Origin of the sequence: Amycolatopsis sp. GA6-003, from assembly GCF_046267895.1 — a bacterium.
In the GTDB taxonomy this organism is placed as follows: domain Bacteria; phylum Actinomycetota; class Actinomycetes; order Mycobacteriales; family Pseudonocardiaceae; genus Amycolatopsis.
On sequence record NZ_CP176499.1, the window covers coordinates 6,659,560 to 6,676,055 of the forward strand.

General features: G+C 70.4%; 14 protein-coding genes. 3 read left to right on the plus strand and 11 right to left on the minus strand.

Translation table 11 applies throughout. The features are described 5' to 3' along the window. Window positions 1–30: 30 nt before the first annotated feature. From F9C12_RS30230 to F9C12_RS30240, 3 genes are all read right to left on the minus strand, one after another. On the minus strand, window positions 31–1,668 hold the full coding sequence (locus F9C12_RS30230) for an ATP-dependent DNA ligase (protein WP_409462623.1): 1,638 nt from the start codon (window positions 1,666–1,668) through the stop codon (window positions 31–33). Between the two features lie 69 nt (window positions 1,669–1,737). Further along, window positions 1,738–3,417: a PstS family phosphate ABC transporter substrate-binding protein gene (locus F9C12_RS30235; RefSeq protein WP_409462624.1), complete on the minus strand. Its 1,680-nt coding sequence runs from the start codon at window positions 3,415–3,417 to the stop codon at window positions 1,738–1,740. Window positions 3,418–3,508: 91 nt separating this feature from the next. Continuing rightward, window positions 3,509–4,870, minus strand: coding sequence for a PLP-dependent aminotransferase family protein (locus tag F9C12_RS30240; RefSeq protein ID WP_409462625.1), 1,362 nt, complete (start codon window positions 4,868–4,870; stop codon window positions 3,509–3,511). A gap of 88 nt (window positions 4,871–4,958) precedes the next feature. Between F9C12_RS30240 and F9C12_RS30245 the strand changes: the two genes are divergently transcribed. Next, the gene (locus F9C12_RS30245; protein ID WP_409462626.1) at window positions 4,959–5,858 is read left to right on the plus strand and encodes a DMT family transporter; all 900 of its coding nucleotides are present in this window, start codon (window positions 4,959–4,961) and stop codon (window positions 5,856–5,858) included. Between the two features lie 3 nt (window positions 5,859–5,861). Here the strand turns inward: F9C12_RS30245 and F9C12_RS30250 are convergent, their stop codons facing one another. Next, on the minus strand, window positions 5,862–7,259 hold the full coding sequence (locus F9C12_RS30250) for a class II fumarate hydratase (protein WP_409462627.1): 1,398 nt from the start codon (window positions 7,257–7,259) through the stop codon (window positions 5,862–5,864). 116 nt (window positions 7,260–7,375) lie between these two features. Here F9C12_RS30250 and F9C12_RS30255 point away from each other — a divergent pair, with 116 nt between their 5' ends. Then, on the plus strand, window positions 7,376–8,347 hold the full coding sequence (locus tag F9C12_RS30255) for an NAD(P)/FAD-dependent oxidoreductase (protein ID WP_409462628.1): 972 nt from the start codon (window positions 7,376–7,378) through the stop codon (window positions 8,345–8,347). Between the two features lies 1 nt (window position 8,348). On the opposite strand, the gene F9C12_RS30260 is transcribed toward F9C12_RS30255, so the two are convergent. From F9C12_RS30260 to F9C12_RS30285, 6 genes are all read right to left on the minus strand, one after another. Continuing rightward, window positions 8,349–9,101 (minus strand): S1 family peptidase, encoded by a 753-nt coding sequence (locus F9C12_RS30260; RefSeq protein WP_409462629.1) that lies wholly within the window; start codon window positions 9,099–9,101, stop codon window positions 8,349–8,351. A 19-nt stretch (window positions 9,102–9,120) separates the two neighbouring features. Then, window positions 9,121–10,179: a class II fructose-bisphosphatase gene (glpX, locus tag F9C12_RS30265; RefSeq protein WP_409185164.1), complete on the minus strand. Its 1,059-nt coding sequence runs from the start codon at window positions 10,177–10,179 to the stop codon at window positions 9,121–9,123. An 89-nt stretch (window positions 10,180–10,268) separates the two neighbouring features. Then, on the minus strand, window positions 10,269–10,493 hold the full coding sequence (locus tag F9C12_RS30270; protein ID WP_037367840.1) for an exodeoxyribonuclease VII small subunit: 225 nt from the start codon (window positions 10,491–10,493) through the stop codon (window positions 10,269–10,271). After that, the gene (locus F9C12_RS30275; RefSeq protein WP_409467101.1) at window positions 10,490–10,945 is read right to left on the minus strand and encodes a hypothetical protein; all 456 of its coding nucleotides are present in this window, start codon (window positions 10,943–10,945) and stop codon (window positions 10,490–10,492) included. The genes F9C12_RS30270 and F9C12_RS30275 overlap by 4 nt, the downstream gene beginning before the upstream one ends. Next, the gene (xseA, locus tag F9C12_RS30280; RefSeq protein WP_409462630.1) at window positions 10,945–12,210 is read right to left on the minus strand and encodes an exodeoxyribonuclease VII large subunit; all 1,266 of its coding nucleotides are present in this window, start codon (window positions 12,208–12,210) and stop codon (window positions 10,945–10,947) included. Before xseA ends, F9C12_RS30275 begins: the two co-directional genes overlap by 1 nt. Next, complete coding sequence (locus F9C12_RS30285; RefSeq protein WP_409462631.1) at window positions 12,207–12,836, minus strand: lipid droplet-associated protein; 630 nt, start codon at window positions 12,834–12,836, stop codon at window positions 12,207–12,209. Before F9C12_RS30285 ends, xseA begins: the two co-directional genes overlap by 4 nt. A 150-nt stretch (window positions 12,837–12,986) precedes the next feature. Between F9C12_RS30285 and F9C12_RS30290 the strand changes: the two genes are divergently transcribed. Then, window positions 12,987–14,000, plus strand: a complete 1,014-nt coding sequence (locus F9C12_RS30290) for a 4-hydroxy-3-methylbut-2-enyl diphosphate reductase (RefSeq protein ID WP_409185167.1) — start codon at window positions 12,987–12,989, stop codon at window positions 13,998–14,000. A 532-nt stretch (window positions 14,001–14,532) separates the two neighbouring features. Here the strand turns inward: F9C12_RS30290 and F9C12_RS30295 are convergent. Next, on the minus strand, window positions 14,533–15,438 hold the full coding sequence (locus F9C12_RS30295; protein ID WP_409462632.1) for a DUF6542 domain-containing protein: 906 nt from the start codon (window positions 15,436–15,438) through the stop codon (window positions 14,533–14,535). Between the last annotated feature and the right edge of the window lie 1,058 nt (window positions 15,439–16,496).

The following is a 16,496-nucleotide window of genomic DNA, read 5'->3' on the forward strand; positions in this document are numbered from 1 at the left end:
CACTCATCCGGACGCCGGGCGCGGCGAACCTCATCCGGACGCCTCCTCGGAACCGGGCTGAGCTTCGGGAGCAGTCCGCCCCGCGGGACCGGGGTGGGCAGCGGATTGGCCCTCGGCCGCGGTCGGCTCCGCCGGACCGGGTTCCACCGCCGGACGGCTGCCGCGCAGCAACCCCCGCACGGTGTCGATGGTGTCCGCCTCGCCCGGGTCTTTGTCCGGCCGATACCGCACCACCCGCGCGAACCGCAGCGCCAGCCCGCCCGGATACCGCGTGCTGACCTGCGCCCCGTCCAGTTCGATCTCGACCACCATCTCCGGCCGCACGTGGACGGTCCACCGGTCGCGGTGCGTCTCGATCTCCTGGAACCGCTCGGTCTGCCAGGCCAGCAGTTCGTCGGTGAGGCCCTTGAACGTCTTGCCCACCATGATCGGCGGCCCGCCGTCCGGATCGCGCGCGCCGAGGTGCAGGTTCGACAGCTTTCCGGTGCGCCGCCCGTGCCCCCATTCGGCCGCCAGCACGACGAGATCGATGGTGTGCACCGGTTTCACCTTCAGCCACGCGCGTCCGCGCCGCCCGGCCGCGTAGATCGAATCGAGGTCCTTCACCATCACGCCCTCGTGCCCGGCGTCCATCGCCGCCTCGAGCACCGCCGCCGGGGATTCCGGACGGACCGAGCCGGGGATCACGTGCTCGCCCGCGACCCGGCGCAGCGCCTCGTTGCGTTCGGACAAGGGCGCGTCGAGCAGATCGACCCCGTCCAGATGCAGGCAGTCGAAGAAGTACGGCCGCAGCAGCAACGCCCGCACCTGTTCGTCCCGCGTGCTGCCGAACCGGCTCATCGTTTCCTGGAACGGCCGCGGCCGCCCGTCGTCGGTGAGCGCGAGGGTTTCGCCGTCCAGCACCACCGATTCGCACGGCAGCGACCGCACCAGCTCGACCAATTCGGCTACGCTGCCGGTGATTTCCCGCAGCGTGCGCGTGTACACGTGCACTTCCGAACCTCGCCGGTGCACCTGGATCCGCGCACCGTCCATTTTGTACTCGACGATCGCGTTCCCGTGCTCGGTCACCGCTTCCTCCAGCGATTCCGCCGGGGACGCGAGCATCGGCCGCACCGGTCGGCCCAGCTCCAGCCCGAATTCCGCGAGCGCCGCCGCGCCCCCGGTCAGCGCCGCTTGCCCGGTGACCGGCAACCGCCCGGACAGCATGAACGCGCGCCGCACCTGGTCGGCCTCCACCTCGGCCGCCGCCGCGATCGCGTCGACCATCACGCCTTCCAGCGCGCCCTGCCGCAGCTCCCCGGTGACGAGCCGGAACACGAATTCCTGCTCGGCCCGGGTCAGCCGGGAGAACAACGCGGTGAGCACCTCGGCCCGGCGCTTCACCGAACCCGCGCCCGCCGCGGCCGCGACCTCGGTGAGCGCGACGTCGACCTCCGCCACGGAGACGGCAGGCGCGGCCGCGGGTTCGACGGCGAGGTCGGCGAGCGTGCGCCAGCCGGCTCCGAGCCGGTCCTGCGCGGTCTGCCCGGTGAGATACGCGATCACCGCGGGCAGTTCGCCGGGTTCGGCCGCGCGCAGCACACTGGCCAGCACGGCGATTTTCGTTTTCCGTGACCGCGTGGCCGCCAGTTCGGCGGAGGCGGTGACGAGGTCGGTGAACAACACCCGGCCATCATCGCCCCCGCCACCGACAAAAACTCCCGCCCCAGCCTCAACCGGGTGAAAAAGAGCTGGTCAGGCATCCGGACGAGTGCAGTACTGGTCCAGCAGCCCCTGTTTTGTCACACACGGCGTGTACCCTGCGTCCTGCAATTCCGCCCGGGCCGTACTGCTGCGCAGATAGTCGAGGAACAGCTTCAGCAGCGAATCGTTCTCCGGCACGCCCTTGGTGTAGAGGTACTCGACCGTCCAGAATCGATAGCCCGCGTCGATGCTGGTCACGTCGGGGTAGCGGTCGTCGAGCTTCGCCATGGCCACCCGGCCGCCCGCCGCGGCGGTTTTGGCCGCCGGAACGTCCGCGTAGCCGATCGCGCCAGGCGTCTCGCCGACGGCGCGCAAGAGTTCGTCGGTCGTGCCGCGTTCGCAGCGCACGACAGCCGCGCGCGGCGCGCGGATCGGCGTCCGGCAGTCGTCCGAGGACAGTCCCGGTTCGGCCGCGCCCAGCACTTTCTCCTCGAAAGTCTTGCGCGTGCCCGATTCCTGCCCGCGCCCGACCACCCGGATCGGGACCGACGGACCATCGCGCAGTTGCGCCCAGTTGGTGTACTTCCCGCTGAAGATGCCGCGCACCTGCTCGCCGCTCAACTGGTCGACGCCGACGGATTTGTTCACTACCAGGCTGTACACCAGCACCGCGACCGGTTGCGTGACCAGTTCCGGCCCAGCGTCGGAAGCCTTTCCGTCGGACAGCACAGCCAAGCTGTCCTTTTGGTCCGCTGGCAACGGTCCCAGCTCCCGCACCGCGGACACGCTTCCGACTGCCTGCGTCGTGATCGTCGCGCCGGGACACTGCTGGTGGTACTCCGTCGCGATGCTGTTCATGATCCGCGCGAAGGCACTGGATCCGTGCACCGCAAGGGTTCCGGTGCCGCACCCGGGTTCGGCACCCCGGGACGCGGCGACGAGGAGCATGCTGAGCAAAGACCCGGTCAGCAGCACCCCGATCGCCCCGGTGACCATCGGCCACGACAGCCAGCGCTGTTTGCGTTCGTCCTTGATCCGTCCGCCGCTGAGCCGCCCGGTGACGTGCAGTTCCTTGGACAACGGCCCGCCTCGCCATTCGTCCGGTTTGCGCAGCACGACCACGAGCTTGAACTTTTCCCGCCGCTTCAGCGAAAGCTGTTCCAGGCGCACGCCGTGCCATTGCGGCGCCGGGGCGGCCGGCGCGTCGGATTGCCGCAGCAGAGCGGTAAGCCGCTGCGGCAGCAACGCTCGCACGCCGGACAGTCGCGCGGTCCCGTCTTCTGGGGTAGGCTGATCATGAGTGAAGAATTCAAGCCCGTTCCGGACTACTTCCCGCAGCCCGTCCTTGGCGTCCGACACCCGCGCGTCCCACACCACCCGCCGTCCGAAGGTGAACTGCAGCGGATGTTCCCAGTCGTCCGGGCCGATGTCGAAGCTGCCGGTGTTGCGGATGCGGATCACGACCACGCTGAGCGGTTCCAGCAGCCGCACGGTGCGTTCGAGCTGCGGATCCGCTTGCACCGCACCGGTGCCTGAGTCGCCGAGCGGGATCGGGTTGAGCCCGATCTTGGAGTTGTACAGCTCCCGGTAGATGACGCGCCTGCGGCGGATGACGTAACGGTCGACGATCGGGGCGAGGATCGTCGCGCCCGCGACGACCGCGATCGGCACGATGCCGCGGCCGGACGTGAGCACTTCGGCGAGCGCTCGCAGGACATCTCCGAAGCTCACGCCGCGCCTCCCCCTAGCCGCTCCCGGGAATGTCCACAGTAAGCGTCGCACCAGGGACCCCTCCCCGGTGCATCAGGTGTTCACCAGCGGTTCAACTGGCCGACGCGATCCGCTCGACGGCGGCGCGGAGCCGGTCCGGCGGGAGCGCGGCGTACCCGAGCACGAGACCCGGATATCCGGCTGAGCTATGGGAATAAGTCGACAGGGCCGGGGCGTGCACGCTTGCCGCGGCGAGTTTTTCCTGCAGCCGAACATCATCGGTGCCGTCGGGGAGCCGGACGACCAGGTGCAGTCCGGCGGCGATCCCGACTGGCTGCCACTGCGGCAAGCGCTGAGCCAGAGCTTCGATAAGCGCGTCCCGGCGAGCGCGGTACAGCCGTCGGGTGCGGCGCAGATGCCGGTCGTAACCGCCGGTGGCGATCAGGTGCGCGAGCGCGGCTTGCGGGAGCGGCGAGCAGCCGAGGTCGTGCATTTCCTTGACCCGTGCCACGGCGTCGCGCAGGCGGCGCGGCGGAATGAGCCAGCCGATCCGCAACGCTGGTGCGAGCACCTTGCTGACGCTGCCGATGTACGCGACGTGATCCGGTGCGAGCGCGCGCATCGCGCCCAGCGCGGGGCGGTCGTAGCGATGCTCGGCGTCGTAGTCGTCCTCCAGAATGAGCCCGCCGGTTTCCGCCGCCCACGCCAGCAATTGCCGACGGCGTTCCGGATGCAGCGCGACACCGAGCGGGAACTGGTGCGCGGCGGTCACCAATACGATTGAACAGTCCGAAGTGGACAGCTCGGCAACGTTGATTCCCTTGTCATCGACCGGAATCCCGACCGGAGCCAGGCCATGGTCGCGCAGCAGATTCGCTTGGCCGTGATGGCTCGGGTCTTCGACGGCGATGCGCTGGTCCGGCAACGCATCGGCCAGCAACGACAACGCTTCCGCGGCACCGCTGGTGATTACGATGTCGTCCGGATTCGTCGGCAGCGCCCGGACTCGACCGAGGTAAGCGGCCAGTTCCGCGCGCAACGCCGGATGCCCGGTCGGGTCGGGGTAGCCGAGGCCGAGATCGGGCGTCGCGTTCAGAGCTTCTCGTTCGGCGGCAAGCCATTCGGCCCGGGGAAACGCGGACAACGCGGGCAGCCCGGGACGCAGGTCGAACTCCCAAGACGGCGCTTTCGCCGCGCTGACCCGGGGATTCGGCGCGGGATCGTCGATCGGCGCGACGCGAGTGCCCGAGCCGTGCTTGCTCAGCAGGTAACCCTCGGCGGTGAGCTGCTCGTACAGCGCGGTGACGGTGCCGCGCGCGACCCCGAGCTGGCGCGCGAGATCGCGGCTCGACGGCAGCCTGGTGCCGGCGGCCAGCCGTCCGGTGCGGATCGCGTCGCGCAACGCGGCCTCGACGGCCCGCCCCCGGCGTCCTCCGCCGGCGGCGGGCAGCAGCAGCTCCCGGATGGTTTCCACGGCCCCGACAGTACGGTGAAGTGGTCCAGTTAGGCCAGGGTTGAGTGGTCCTTCTGAATAGACCACTGACCGCAGAAGACTGAGCGGCGTGAAACGGTCGATGGTGCTTTCAGGGGTGGCCGGCGCGGTGCTGGTCGGCGGATCGGTGCCGGTCACCGGCATACTGGACGGGTATCCGGTGATCACCGGGCAGGCGTTGCGGTACGCGCTGGGCGGCCTTCTGCTGCTGGGCTGGGCGAAGGTCACGCACAGTCCGTTGCCCCGGCCGAAGCTCGGCGATCTGCCGACCCTGCTGGGCCTCGCCGCGACCGGGATGATCGGGTTCCAGGCCTGCCTGCTGCTGGCTCAACGCTACGCGGAACCCAGTGCGGTAGCGGCGTTTCTCGGTGCCAGCCCGCTCGTGCTCGCGCTGCTCGCACCGCTGCTCGACGGTCGCCGTCCGTCCGCCGCTCCGGTCGTCGGAGCGGTGCTGGCCGGGCTCGGCATCGTGGTGCTCTCCGGCGGCGGATCCGCTTCCGCCCCCGGGTTGTTGCTGGCTGCGCTGGCGATGTTGTGCGAGGCGTCGTTCACCCTGCTCGCGGTGGGATTGCTGCGCCGGCTCGGACCGTTGGCGACCTCGACGTGGGGCTGTTTCACCGCTGCGGCAAGCGGTTCCGTGGTCGGGACGGTGGTCGATCCGGCGGGTGCCTGGCAGTGGCCGAACGCGCGTGAACTCGTCGCGTTGCTGTTGCTGGCCGTCGTGGTGACCGCGGTGGCTTTCGTGCTCTGGTACAGCTGCGTCGTCGGTTTAGGCGCGGACCGGGCGGGCGTGCTGATCGGGCTGATGCCGGTGTCCGGGCTGACGGTCGCGGTGCTGATCGGCGCACAACGGTTCGAGCTGAAAGATCTCGCGGGCGTCACCCTGGTCGCCGCGGGAGTCGCATGTGGACTGTGGAAACGCGAAGCGGCCCGTCCGGAACTGCCCGAACGAGCCGCTACGACTTGCTGAACGCTACTTGCCGCCGCGCGCCATCCGGAGCACGTCAAGCGCCTCGTCCAGCTGCGCTTCGGTGAGCTTGCCGTCGCGGACGTACCCGCGCTCCAGCACGACCTCGCGAATCGTCTTGAGTTCCTTGAGCGCCTGCTTCGCCACCGCGGCCGCTTCCTCGTAGCCGATGTACTTGTTGAGCGGCGTGACGATCGACGGCGACCCCTCGGCGTACTGCCGCGCGCGCTCGGCGTTCGAGGTCACCCCGGCGAACACCTTGTCCGCCAACAGCCGCGAGACCGCCGCGAGCAGCCGCGCCGATTCGAGCACGTTGCGCGCGATGACCGGCAGGTTCACGTTGAGCTGGAAGTTGCCCGCCGCACCGGCGAACGCGACCGCCGCGTCGTTGCCGACGACCTGCGCGACGACCTGCAGCGTCGCCTCCGGGATGACCGGGTTGACCTTGCCCGGCATGATCGACGAACCCGGCTGGAGGTCCGGCAACGCCAGCTCGGCCAGCCCGGTGCGCGGGCCGGAGCCCAGCCAGCGCAGGTCGTTCGCGATCTTGTTCAGCGACACCGCGACCGTGCGGAGGTGTCCCGAGGTCTCGACCACGCTGTCCTGCGTCGCCTGCGCCTCGAAGTGGTTGCGTGCCTCGGTGAGCGGCAACCCGGTGAGCTGCGCCAATTCCGCCGATACCGCCGCGCCGAAACCGTCGGGCGCGTTCAGCCCGGAGCCGACCGCGGTGCCGCCGATCGGCAGCTCGCCCAGCCGCGGGAGGCCGGACTGCAGCCGCTCGATGCCGAACCGGATCTGCGCGGCCCACGCGCCCGCCTCCTGGCCGAGCGTGATCGGCACGGCGTCCATCAGGTGCGTACGGCCGGACTTGACGACGTCCTGCCACTCCTCGGCGCGTGCCTCGATCGCGCCCGCGAGATGCTCCAGCGCCGGGATGACGTCGGTCAGGACGGCCTCGGTGGCGGCGACGTGGATCGTCGTCGGGAACGTGTCGTTGGACGACTGCGACGCGTTGACGTGGTCGTTCGGGTGCACGTCGCGGCCGAGTGCGCGGGTGGCCAGCGTCGCGATGACCTCGTTCGCGTTCATGTTGGACGAGGTGCCCGAGCCGGTCTGGAAGACGTCGATCGGGAAGTGCTCGTCGTGCTTGCCCTCGGCGACCTCGTCGGCGGCCTTCGCGATCGCGTCGGCGACGTCGGCGTCCAGGACGCCGAGACGCGCGTTCACGCGGGCGGCGGCGGCCTTCAACAGGCCCAGCGCGCGGATCTGGGCGCGCTCGAGACCGCGGCCGGAGATGGGGAAGTTCTCGACGGCACGCTGCGTCTGCGCGCGGTAGAGCGCGTCGACCGGGACGCGGACCTCACCCATCGTGTCGTGTTCGATCCGGTATTCCTGTTCAGCCATGCCTTCGATTCTGGCCCCGATTCGCGCAACCGGCCGGGTGTTGTCGCCCACCCCGGCGGCTAAGCTCGGCTGTGTTCTCGATCACCGCCGCCCACCACTGGCATGGAGCGAGCCTCATGGATTACGACCTCGTCGTCATCGGAGCCGGTCCCACCGGCCTCTTCGCCGCCTACTACGCGGGATTCCGCGGCCTGTCGATGGCCGTCGTCGATTCGCTGCCCGAACCGGGCGGCCAGGTCACCGCGATGTATCCGGAGAAGATGATCTACGACGTCGGCGGGTTTCCCGCGGTCCGCGGCCGGGATCTCGTGCAGGGACTGGTGGACCAGGCCGCGCCGTGGAAGCCGGACTACCTGCTCGGCCGCAAGGCGGAGAAGCTGGAGAGCATCGACGGCGGTCTCGAACTGACCCTCGACGGCGGCGACGTGCTGCGCGCGGGCGCGGTCCTGATCACCGCGGGCATCGGCGAGTTCACGCCGCGTCCGCTGCCCGCCGGGGACGGCTGGCTCGGCCGCGGGATGGTCCATTTCGTCCCGTCGCTCGCGGCGCACGCGGGCCAGCACGTCGTCGTGGTCGGCGGCGGGGACTCGGCGTTCGACTGGTGCCTGGCGCTGCATCCGGTCGCGGCGAGCGTGACGCTCGTGCACCGGCGCGCGAAGTTCCGGGCCGCGGAATCGATCGTGCGGCAGGTGCGGGAGCTGGGCGTGCGGCTGGTGACGGACGCCGAAGTGGCCCGGTTCGTCGAAGCCCCGGACGGCTCGCTGAGGGCGGTCGACGTGACGGTGAAGGGCGGCCCGGGCGAGCAGCTGCGCGCGGACGCGGTGGTCGCGGCTTTGGGATTTACCGCGGATTTGGGGCCGATCGAAAGCTGGGGCCTGGAAATCGACCACCGGGCGATTTCGGTGGATTCGACAATGGCGACGGCTCGGCCGAGAGTTTACGCGGCCGGGGATGTGGCGGCGTATCCGGGAAAGGTGAAGCTGATCGCGACCGGATTCGGGGAGGCGGCTACGGCGGTGAACAACATCGCGGTGGCGTTGAATCCGGAGGCGCATTTGTTCCCGGGACATTCGAGCAACGTCGAGTGAATCAGCCGGTTTTCTCCGCCAGCCACGGCTGATACGCCACCGCCGACGTCGCGATCGACGGAGCCGATCCGCAGGTCGGCGACCCGTTGCCGGGGCGGCTGACCATCCCGGCCAGCACCCACCGGTCGCCGTCGCGGATCAGTTCCGGGCCGCCGGAATCGCCGTAGCACGAACCGGATCCGCCGGGGTTGTCCGTGCACAGTTCGGAGGTTCCGTCGAAAGCCGCCGTGCATTTCGCGCCCGGCACCAGGTGTGTGTCGAGTTGGCGCAGCGTCTTCGTGACCGGGCCGCAATTCGGTGTCGCGCACGTTTGTCCCCAGCCGATCACCCGGACCGCCGTGCCCGGCGACGCCGAACCGCCGATCGCGATCGGCGCGGCCTTCACCGGCGCGGTCAACCGGATCAAGCCGACGTCGCCGGTTTGCGTTTCGGCGTTGAAATGCGGGTGCAGCACGAATTCCGCTGCTTTCGGCGTTTCCCCGCCTTCGTCCGCGTTGGCGCTGCCGACGCGCAAGCCGATCGTCGCCGGGTCCTTCGCGGACAGGCAGTGCGCCGCGGTGACCACCCAGGTCGGGGTGAGCAGCGAACCGCCGCAGAACAGCGCGCCGCCCGAGGTGTGCAGGGACACCGCGAACGGGTACGGCTGGTCCGCGTCGGTCCCGCCGACGATGGACGGCCCGGCCAACGCGCTGCCCGCGCTGAGCACGACTCCAATGAGGACAGTCAGCACCAGCGCGAACAGCCGTTTCGACACCGGGAAACTCCTTGGCAGGTCAGGGAAGCGGAGGCACCACGTGCTCGTCCTCGTCGAGGTCGAGGTTGCCGTCGAAGTTCACGGACGAGTACGCCCGCAGCTTCTCGAGCCGGTGGTAGCCGTCGATCATTCTGACCGTCCCGGACTTGGACCGCATGACGATCGACTGCGTCGTCGCGCCGCCCGCCCGATAGTGGACGCCGCGCAGCAGGTCGCCGTCGGTGACGCCGGTCGCGCAGAAGAACACGTTGTCGCCGGTGACCAGGTCGTCGTTCAGCAGGATCCGGTCCAGGTCGTGGCCCGCGGCGAGCGCCTTCTCGCGCTCCGCGTCGTCCTTCGGCCACAGCCGGCCCTGCAGTTCGCCGCCGAGGCACTTCATCGCGCACGCGGCGATGATGCCTTCGGGCGTGCCGCCGATGCCGAGCAGCATGTCGACGCCGGTGGTCGGCCGGGCCGCGGCGATCGCGCCCGCGACGTCGCCGTCGGAGATGAACCGGATCCGGGCGCCCGCCTCGCGGACCTCTTTGACCAGCTGATCGTGGCGCGGCCGGTCGAGGATGCACACCGTCACGTCGCTGACGCTGGAGTTCTTCGCCTTCGCCACGCGCCGGATGTTCTCCGCGACCGGGGCGGAGATGTCCACCTTGCCCGCCGCGTCCGGGCCGACGGCCAGCTTCTCCATGTAGAACACCGCGGACGGGTCGAACATCGCGCCGCGCTCGGCGACGGCGAGCACGGCCAGCGCGTTCGGCATGCCCTTCGCCATCAGCGTGGTGCCGTCGACCGGGTCGACCGCGACGTCGCAGTCCGGGCCGTCGCCGTTGCCGACCTCTTCGCCGTTGAACAGCATCGGCGCTTCGTCCTTCTCGCCCTCGCCGATGACGACGACGCCGCGCATCGAAACGGTGGAGACGAGCTGGCGCATCGCGTCGACGGCAGCCCCGTCGCCGCCGATCTTGTCGCCTCGGCCGACCCAGCGGCCGGCCGCCATCGCGGCTGCCTCGGTCACCCGCACCAGTTCCATGGCGAGGTTGCGATCAGGCGCTTCGCGTCGGCTGCGGTCACTGGCGGTGGTCATGGTGGCCTCCCGGAACACGGTTCGTCAGCGGGTGCCCAGTCTGTCAGATCTCTAGACCACCTGACCGATTCAGCCACGCATGGTGCACGTCACTCTGTGTCGTCGTCGGTCTCGACCGAGGCCAGCGCGGCTTCGATCCGCTCGCGCGCGCCTTCCAGATGCCGCTCGCACACCTTGGCGAGCCGCTCGCCCTTCTCCCAGAGCTCCAGCGACTGCTCCAGGGAAAGCCCGCCGGCCTCGAGTTCCTTGACGACCTCGACGAGCTGATCGCGGGCCTGCTCGTAACCGAGTCCGGCGGTGTCTGCTTCGCTCACGTTCTCCGACCTTGTGGTGCACGGGGCTGTCGGCGCAGGGTACCGCGTTCGGCGCTGCCGCCGGGGAGGCTCGATCGGGCTCGCCGCGGGCAAGCGACCACCGCGCTGGCCATCGCGTGGTCGTATCCGACGAAAGCCAGCGCGAACTCCTGCCCGTCACCGTCCGCGAGGGCGTCCTCGAGGTTCTCCTGCGCGCTCGCCACCCGGCGCCGGTGACCGGTCCCTTCGGCGAACCACCACCGGACGCCGACGTGTTCCGACGTCGCCTCGGACAGGCGCCTGAGCTGCGGGGCCAGCCCGCGCCGGGCCGCGGTGCCGCAGCCGGCGAGCAGCGCGGTCCAGCATTCGTCGGCCGCGCGGTCGGTGACCAGGGCCTGCCGCAGCAGGACACCGGCGTTGAGCCGGGCGGCGGCGTCCACCGTGAGCGGGAGGAACGCCGGGGCCCGGTGCATCACGGCCGGTCTCCTTCCGGTACGGGTGTCGTCGGCTCGACGGACTCGGCCAACGCGTGGACCGCCCCGTCGGCGACCCGTACGCGCAGCTGCGCTCCGTCCTCGATCTGGGAGACGGAGCGGAGCACGTGGAGGTTGCCCGCGGAATCGGTGAACTGGACGACGGCGTAGCCGCGCTCCATCGTGGCCGCCGGGCCGAGCGCGGCCAGCCTGCCCCGCGCGTTCGCGACTTCCGCCTGGTCCTTGGCGAGCAGGCCGAGCATCGCGCGCCTGCCGCGTTCCCGGTGCATCTCGACGTCGCTGAGCCTCCGCTCGATCGGACCCAGCGGATCGGCCAGCGACGGACGGCTGCGCAGCTGGGTCAGCAGCCGCGTCTCCCGGTCGACCCAGCCGTGCAGCGCGCGCCGGCCGCGGTCCCGCATTTGCCGCACGCGCGCGGTTTCCTCGCGGACGTCCGGCACGATGCGCTTGCTCGCGTCGGTCGGCGTGGAGCAGCGCAGGTCGGCGACGTGGTCGAGCAACGGGGTGTCCGGCTCGTGCCCGATGGCGCTGACGATCGGCGTGCCCGCGGCCGCGACCGCCCGGCACAGCGCTTCGTCGGAGAACGGCAGCAGGTCCTCGACGCTGCCGCCGCCGCGGGCGATGACGATCACGTCGACGTCCGGATCTTTGTCCAAAATGGACAGCGCGCGGAGGATTTGCGGCACTGCTTGCGAACCCTGCACCGCGGTGTTCAGCACCTTGAACAACACGTGTGGCCAGCGCGCCTGCGCGTTCGCCAGCACGTCCCGCTCAGCCGCCGACGCGCGGCCGGTGATCAGCCCGATTCCCTTGGGCAGAAAGGGAATCGGCCGTTTCCGCTCGCGCGCGAACATGCCTTCGGCGGCGAGCAGCTTGCGCAGCCGTTCGATCCGCGCGAGCAGTTCGCCGATGCCGACCGCGCGGATCTGGTCCGCGCGCAGACTGAGCGTGCCGCGGCCGAAGAAGAACGACGGTTTGGCGTGGATGACCACCCGGTCGCCTTCGCGCAGCGGCGTCGGCAGTTCGCGCACCAGCCACATCGGGCAGGTGACGGACATCGAGACGTCCGCGGACGGGTCGCGCAGGGTCAGGAACGCGGTCTGCGTGCCTGGCCGCGCGTTCATCTGCGTGACCTGGCCTTCGACCCAGACGTCGCCGAGCCGGTGCACCCAGTCGCCGATTTTGCGCGCGACAGTGCGGACCGGCCACGGGTTCTCCGCGCTGGTCGCGGGGTCGTTGCTCACTGGCCTTCCGCGGGGTCGCCCGGCTGTTCCTCGGCCTTGCGCGCGTTGCCGATCCGCCGCGCCAGCATGCCGACGAACGACGCGCGGTCGGCGTGGGACTTCTCGTACTCCAGCAGTTCTTCCAGCTGAGGCACGGTCAGCCGGCGCAGCCGGGCGCGCAGCTGCGGCAGGGTCAGCTCGTCGTAATTGCCCAGCCCAGCCGGGCCGGAGCTGTCGTTCTCGCCCTCGGAGTGCTCCTCGGCGAGCGCGCGGGTCTCCTCGACCCACGGGTCGTCGATGGTCTCCGGCGGCTGCGCGCGGTGGCCGTTGGCGCGCGGCTCGGGCAGGTCGGGCGGATCGCTGACCGGCACGAGCGTGGGCCGGGCCGGAGTGAATTCGGGCTCGGCGTCCTCGTCGAACGTGGCCCAGCTGGGCGTGTCCTCGACCGGACGCAGCATCGACAGCGCGTCGTCGCCCTTGATGGCCAGCTCGGTGACCTGCTGCTGGACGCGCATGGACAGCTGCAGCACCTGGCTCACGACGGTGACCGGCAGGCCGGTGAGCTGCTTCGGGAGCTCACGAACCCGCTCGGCGGTGGTGACGGCGAGGCCCGCGGCGACCCGGAGGGGGAGCGGGAGTGGCTTCATGGGTCCAGCGTGCCGCATCAGCGCTGTTCTGCCCAACCGAACGGGTGGCCAGAGGCACCGGACGTGACGCCCGGCACAGCCTGAATGGCCGCCGCCGTCATCCGAACGAGGACTTCAACCCCGCGTCGGCGCTGCCCGTACCCTGGAGGCATGACTTCTGCGAGTCCCGGAACCGAACCCGCCGGTACCCCGACGATTTCCCGGTCCGGCGCCGCCAAACGCGTGCTGCTCGCGAAGCCGCGCGGGTACTGCGCCGGCGTTGACCGCGCGGTCGTCGCCGTCGAGAAGGCGCTCGAGCTGTACGGGCCGCCGGTGTACGTGCGCAAGGAAATCGTGCACAACCGGCATGTCGTCGAGACGCTGCGCGAACGGGGCGTGATTTTCGTCGACGAGACCTCCGAGGTGCCCGAGGGCGCGCTCGTGGTGTTCTCCGCGCACGGCGTTTCGCCCGCGGTGCACGCCGAGGCCGCGGAGCGGAACCTGCGCACCATCGACGCGACCTGCCCGCTGGTCACCAAGGTCCACAAAGAGGTCAACCGCTTCGCCAAGGACGACTACGACATCCTCCTCATCGGCCACGAAGGCCACGAGGAGGTCGAGGGCACGGCGGGCGAGGCTCCGGACCGGGTGCAACTCGTCGACAAGCCCGAGGACGTCGACAAGGTCGACGTGCGCGATCCGTCGAAGGTGATCTGGCTCTCGCAGACCACGCTGTCGGTGGACGAGACGATGGAACGCGTCGACCAGCTGCGCGACCGCTTCCCGACCTTGGCCGACCCGCCCAGCGACGACATCTGTTACGCCACCACCAACCGCCAGGTCGCGGTCAAGGCGATGGCCCCGGAGTGCGACCTGGTGCTGGTGGTCGGCTCGAAGAACTCGTCGAACTCGAAGCGGCTCGTGGAGGTGGCGCTGAAGGCCGGTGCGTCGGCTTCGCACCTGATCGACTTCGCTTCGGAGGTCGACGAGGCGTGGCTGGAAGGCGTGTCGACGGTCGGGGTCACGTCGGGGGCTTCGGTGCCGGACGTGCTGGTGATGGACCTGCTGAAGTGGCTGGCCGAGCGCGGGTACGGGCAGGTGGACGAGGTGACCACGGCGAACGAGAAGATCGCGTTCGCGTTGCCGAAGGAGCTTCGGAAGGCGGTTAAGTCGTCGGAGTCCTGAGGCGGGTTTTGGTTGCTGCCTATGGATTTTGGTGTTTTCGTGTGGTTCCGCGGGCTTGGGCTTGGCTGCTTAGGCGGGGGCTGTCCGCGGGCGTGTCGAGGTTTCCGCTTGTGCTGGATAGCCGGCCCGTCTTGTGCGCCGGAATCTCTTTGACTGCAACAAAAGGCCGCCGATCCCCAGTGTGGGGTTCGGCGGCCTTTTTCGTCTTCCGGGGTCGTGCCGCGCCCGGTTAGCCCTCGTTTGTCTTGTGCCGGTGTTATGCGGTGCCTCGGTCGGCCTTCGTCTGTCTTGTGCCGGGGGCGTGCGCTGCCCTGGTCGGCCTTCGGTTGTCTTGTGCCGGGGGGTCGTAGGGTGCCCCCGTCGCCTTCGTCTGTCTTGTGCCGGGGTCGTGCGGTACCCCGGTCAGCCCTCGTCTGTCTTGTGCCGGTGTTATGCGGTACCCCGGTCAGCCCTCGTCTGTCTTGTGGCGGGGGTCGTGCGGTGCCCCGGTCGGCCTTCGGCTGTCTTGTGCCGGTGTCGGCCGATGCCCCGGTCAGCCCTCGTCTTCCCAAGGGCGCTGGCGGCGCGGCGGCTCCCGGCGAGGCGGACGCGGACGCCCAGGCGGCGGTTCGTCCCCGCGCGGCCGACGCCGCGGCGGCGGTGTGTCGCCACGCGGGTCCCGACGGCGCGGATCGCCTTCCGGCGGCCGCGGCCGACGCCCCTCCGGCGGCGTCTTGCGTCCACCGCGCGGAGCGTTCGGGTCCAACGGGTCGCGCCGAGGACGGGCACCCGGGTCGGCCGGCGGCCGCGGACGGCGCGGCGGCGGAGCGTCGACATCCCGGTCCCGCGGCGGACGGCGCCGGTTGCCCGGAAGCGGCGTCTGCCCGGTCTGGCCGGTGCGGGAGGCCGGCGGCCGCGAACGCGGACGGCTGGCGGCTTTGTCGTCGTCCTCGTCCCGCGACCGAGGAGCCTTGCCGTCCTTGATCTTGACCGGCGCGTCCGGGTCGCGTTCGCGGTAGATGCGGAAGAAGCCGAACAGCAAGGTGACGCCGGTGGTGACCGCCATCGTCGGGAAGCCCTTGATCAGCGGCGTGCCGATGTTGAGCAGCTTCGAGAGAGTGTCGCTCGCTTCCGGACCCCCGCCGGTCAGCAGCACGACGCCCGGCACGGTGACGGCGAGCACGAGCGGCGGCTGCACCATCGGACCGAACAGCCCGCGTCTTTGCACCGCGCCGACCGCGATCACGGCCCCGAGGAAGTAGCCCGCCTTGAAAACAAAACCGAGGCTGCCGGTGGACTTCTCGTCGATGATGGCGCCGAGCACTGCCAAGCCGAAGCCCACGAGCACAGCCGCCCACCAGGGCAAGCCGCGCCTCGTGCCGACGACGAGACGCTCGTCCCACGGCACGGGGGCGTCATCGGCATCAGGATCGCTCTGGCGATCGCGTATCGCGGTCACGAGGCACACCGTAGCCCGTACTTGTCACGATCTTGTTGGCACTGCCGAGGACAGCACGAAGCAGCCACTCGACCGCATGACATTTCGTCCGGTCGAGCGGTACCCGCGGTACGGCCTTCCCGCCCCGCTCCGCCAGCCGGGGAATCAGTGGACCAGACCTCTGACCAGCGGTGATACCGACGGTATGGTCTGCCTGCCCGATTCCGGGCCCCGCGCTGACCCCAGGCTATGCCACGAGCCGACCACCGCGACGGCGGCACCACCGGTCCCGTTCCGGAACATTCGCCGTTCTGGAACTTGACCGGGAATTGACGTTCCCGTGAACCGCCTGAGCGCCCGGATCCTGCCCGCCCGACGCCGGAACCCTGCCCTTTCGATCGCCGCGGCGGCAGTGTCCAACCTGGACGTCGCCGTGGGTTCCGGGCAATCCGGACGCCGGTGTCCGCCCGCCGGTGTCCGCCGGGTCAGCACGCGCCTGACCGCCCGGCCACGCGAGTGCCGACGGCCTCGACGGACCGCGCGTGGACTCGGGGTGCCGCCTTCGCCGACGCCCGGGCGCGGGTTACCGCTCACCGGGACGGTGTTGCGGTGACCTTGGACGCCCGCCGCCTCGCCGGTGCCGCGCTAACGCTCACGCCCGAGCGAGACCGCGCACAACCTCCGGGGCACCCGAGCAGGATCGCGCCAGGACGCCAAGCCGGGCATGCGGCCAATCCCGCCGGACGACGCCGAACCCGCTCAGCCGCCGAGGCCCGGACTGCTAGCACGTGCCGTCGAGGACGTCACCAGACCCGCCAGGGTGGCGCAGCCGGGCCGCGCGAACTCGCGCCGCCGAGGCTCGCGCCATCCAAGACTCGCTGCGGTGCCTTGCCGCGACAGCTCATGCGTCCAGGCTCACGCTGCCCAGCCGCGCTGTGGGCGCCTTGCCGCGACAGTGCGCGCCGCCGAGGCCAGCGCTGCACAGGTGCGCTGCGGTGCCTTGCCGCGACAGATCGCACCGTCGAGGCTCACGCCGTCCAGCCGCGCTATGGGCACCTCGCAGTGACAGTGCGCGCCGC

What these genes read in the sequence shown, in the direction of transcription:
- F9C12_RS30285 (WP_409462631.1), bottom strand. Translation starts at nt 12,836, where the DNA reads ATGAAGCCACTCCCGCTCCCCCTCCGGGTCGCCGCGGGCCTCGCCGTC.
- F9C12_RS30250 (WP_409462627.1), bottom strand. Translation starts at nt 7,259, where the DNA reads ATGGCTGAACAGGAATACCGGATCGAACACGACACGATGGGTGAGGTC.
- F9C12_RS30255 (WP_409462628.1), top strand. Translation starts at nt 7,376, where the DNA reads ATGGATTACGACCTCGTCGTCATCGGAGCCGGTCCCACCGGCCTCTTC.
- F9C12_RS30290 (WP_409185167.1), top strand. Translation starts at nt 12,987, where the DNA reads ATGACTTCTGCGAGTCCCGGAACCGAACCCGCCGGTACCCCGACGATT.
- F9C12_RS30275 (WP_409467101.1), bottom strand. Translation starts at nt 10,945, where the DNA reads ATGCACCGGGCCCCGGCGTTCCTCCCGCTCACGGTGGACGCCGCCGCC.
- glpX (WP_409185164.1), bottom strand. Translation starts at nt 10,179, where the DNA reads ATGACCACCGCCAGTGACCGCAGCCGACGCGAAGCGCCTGATCGCAAC.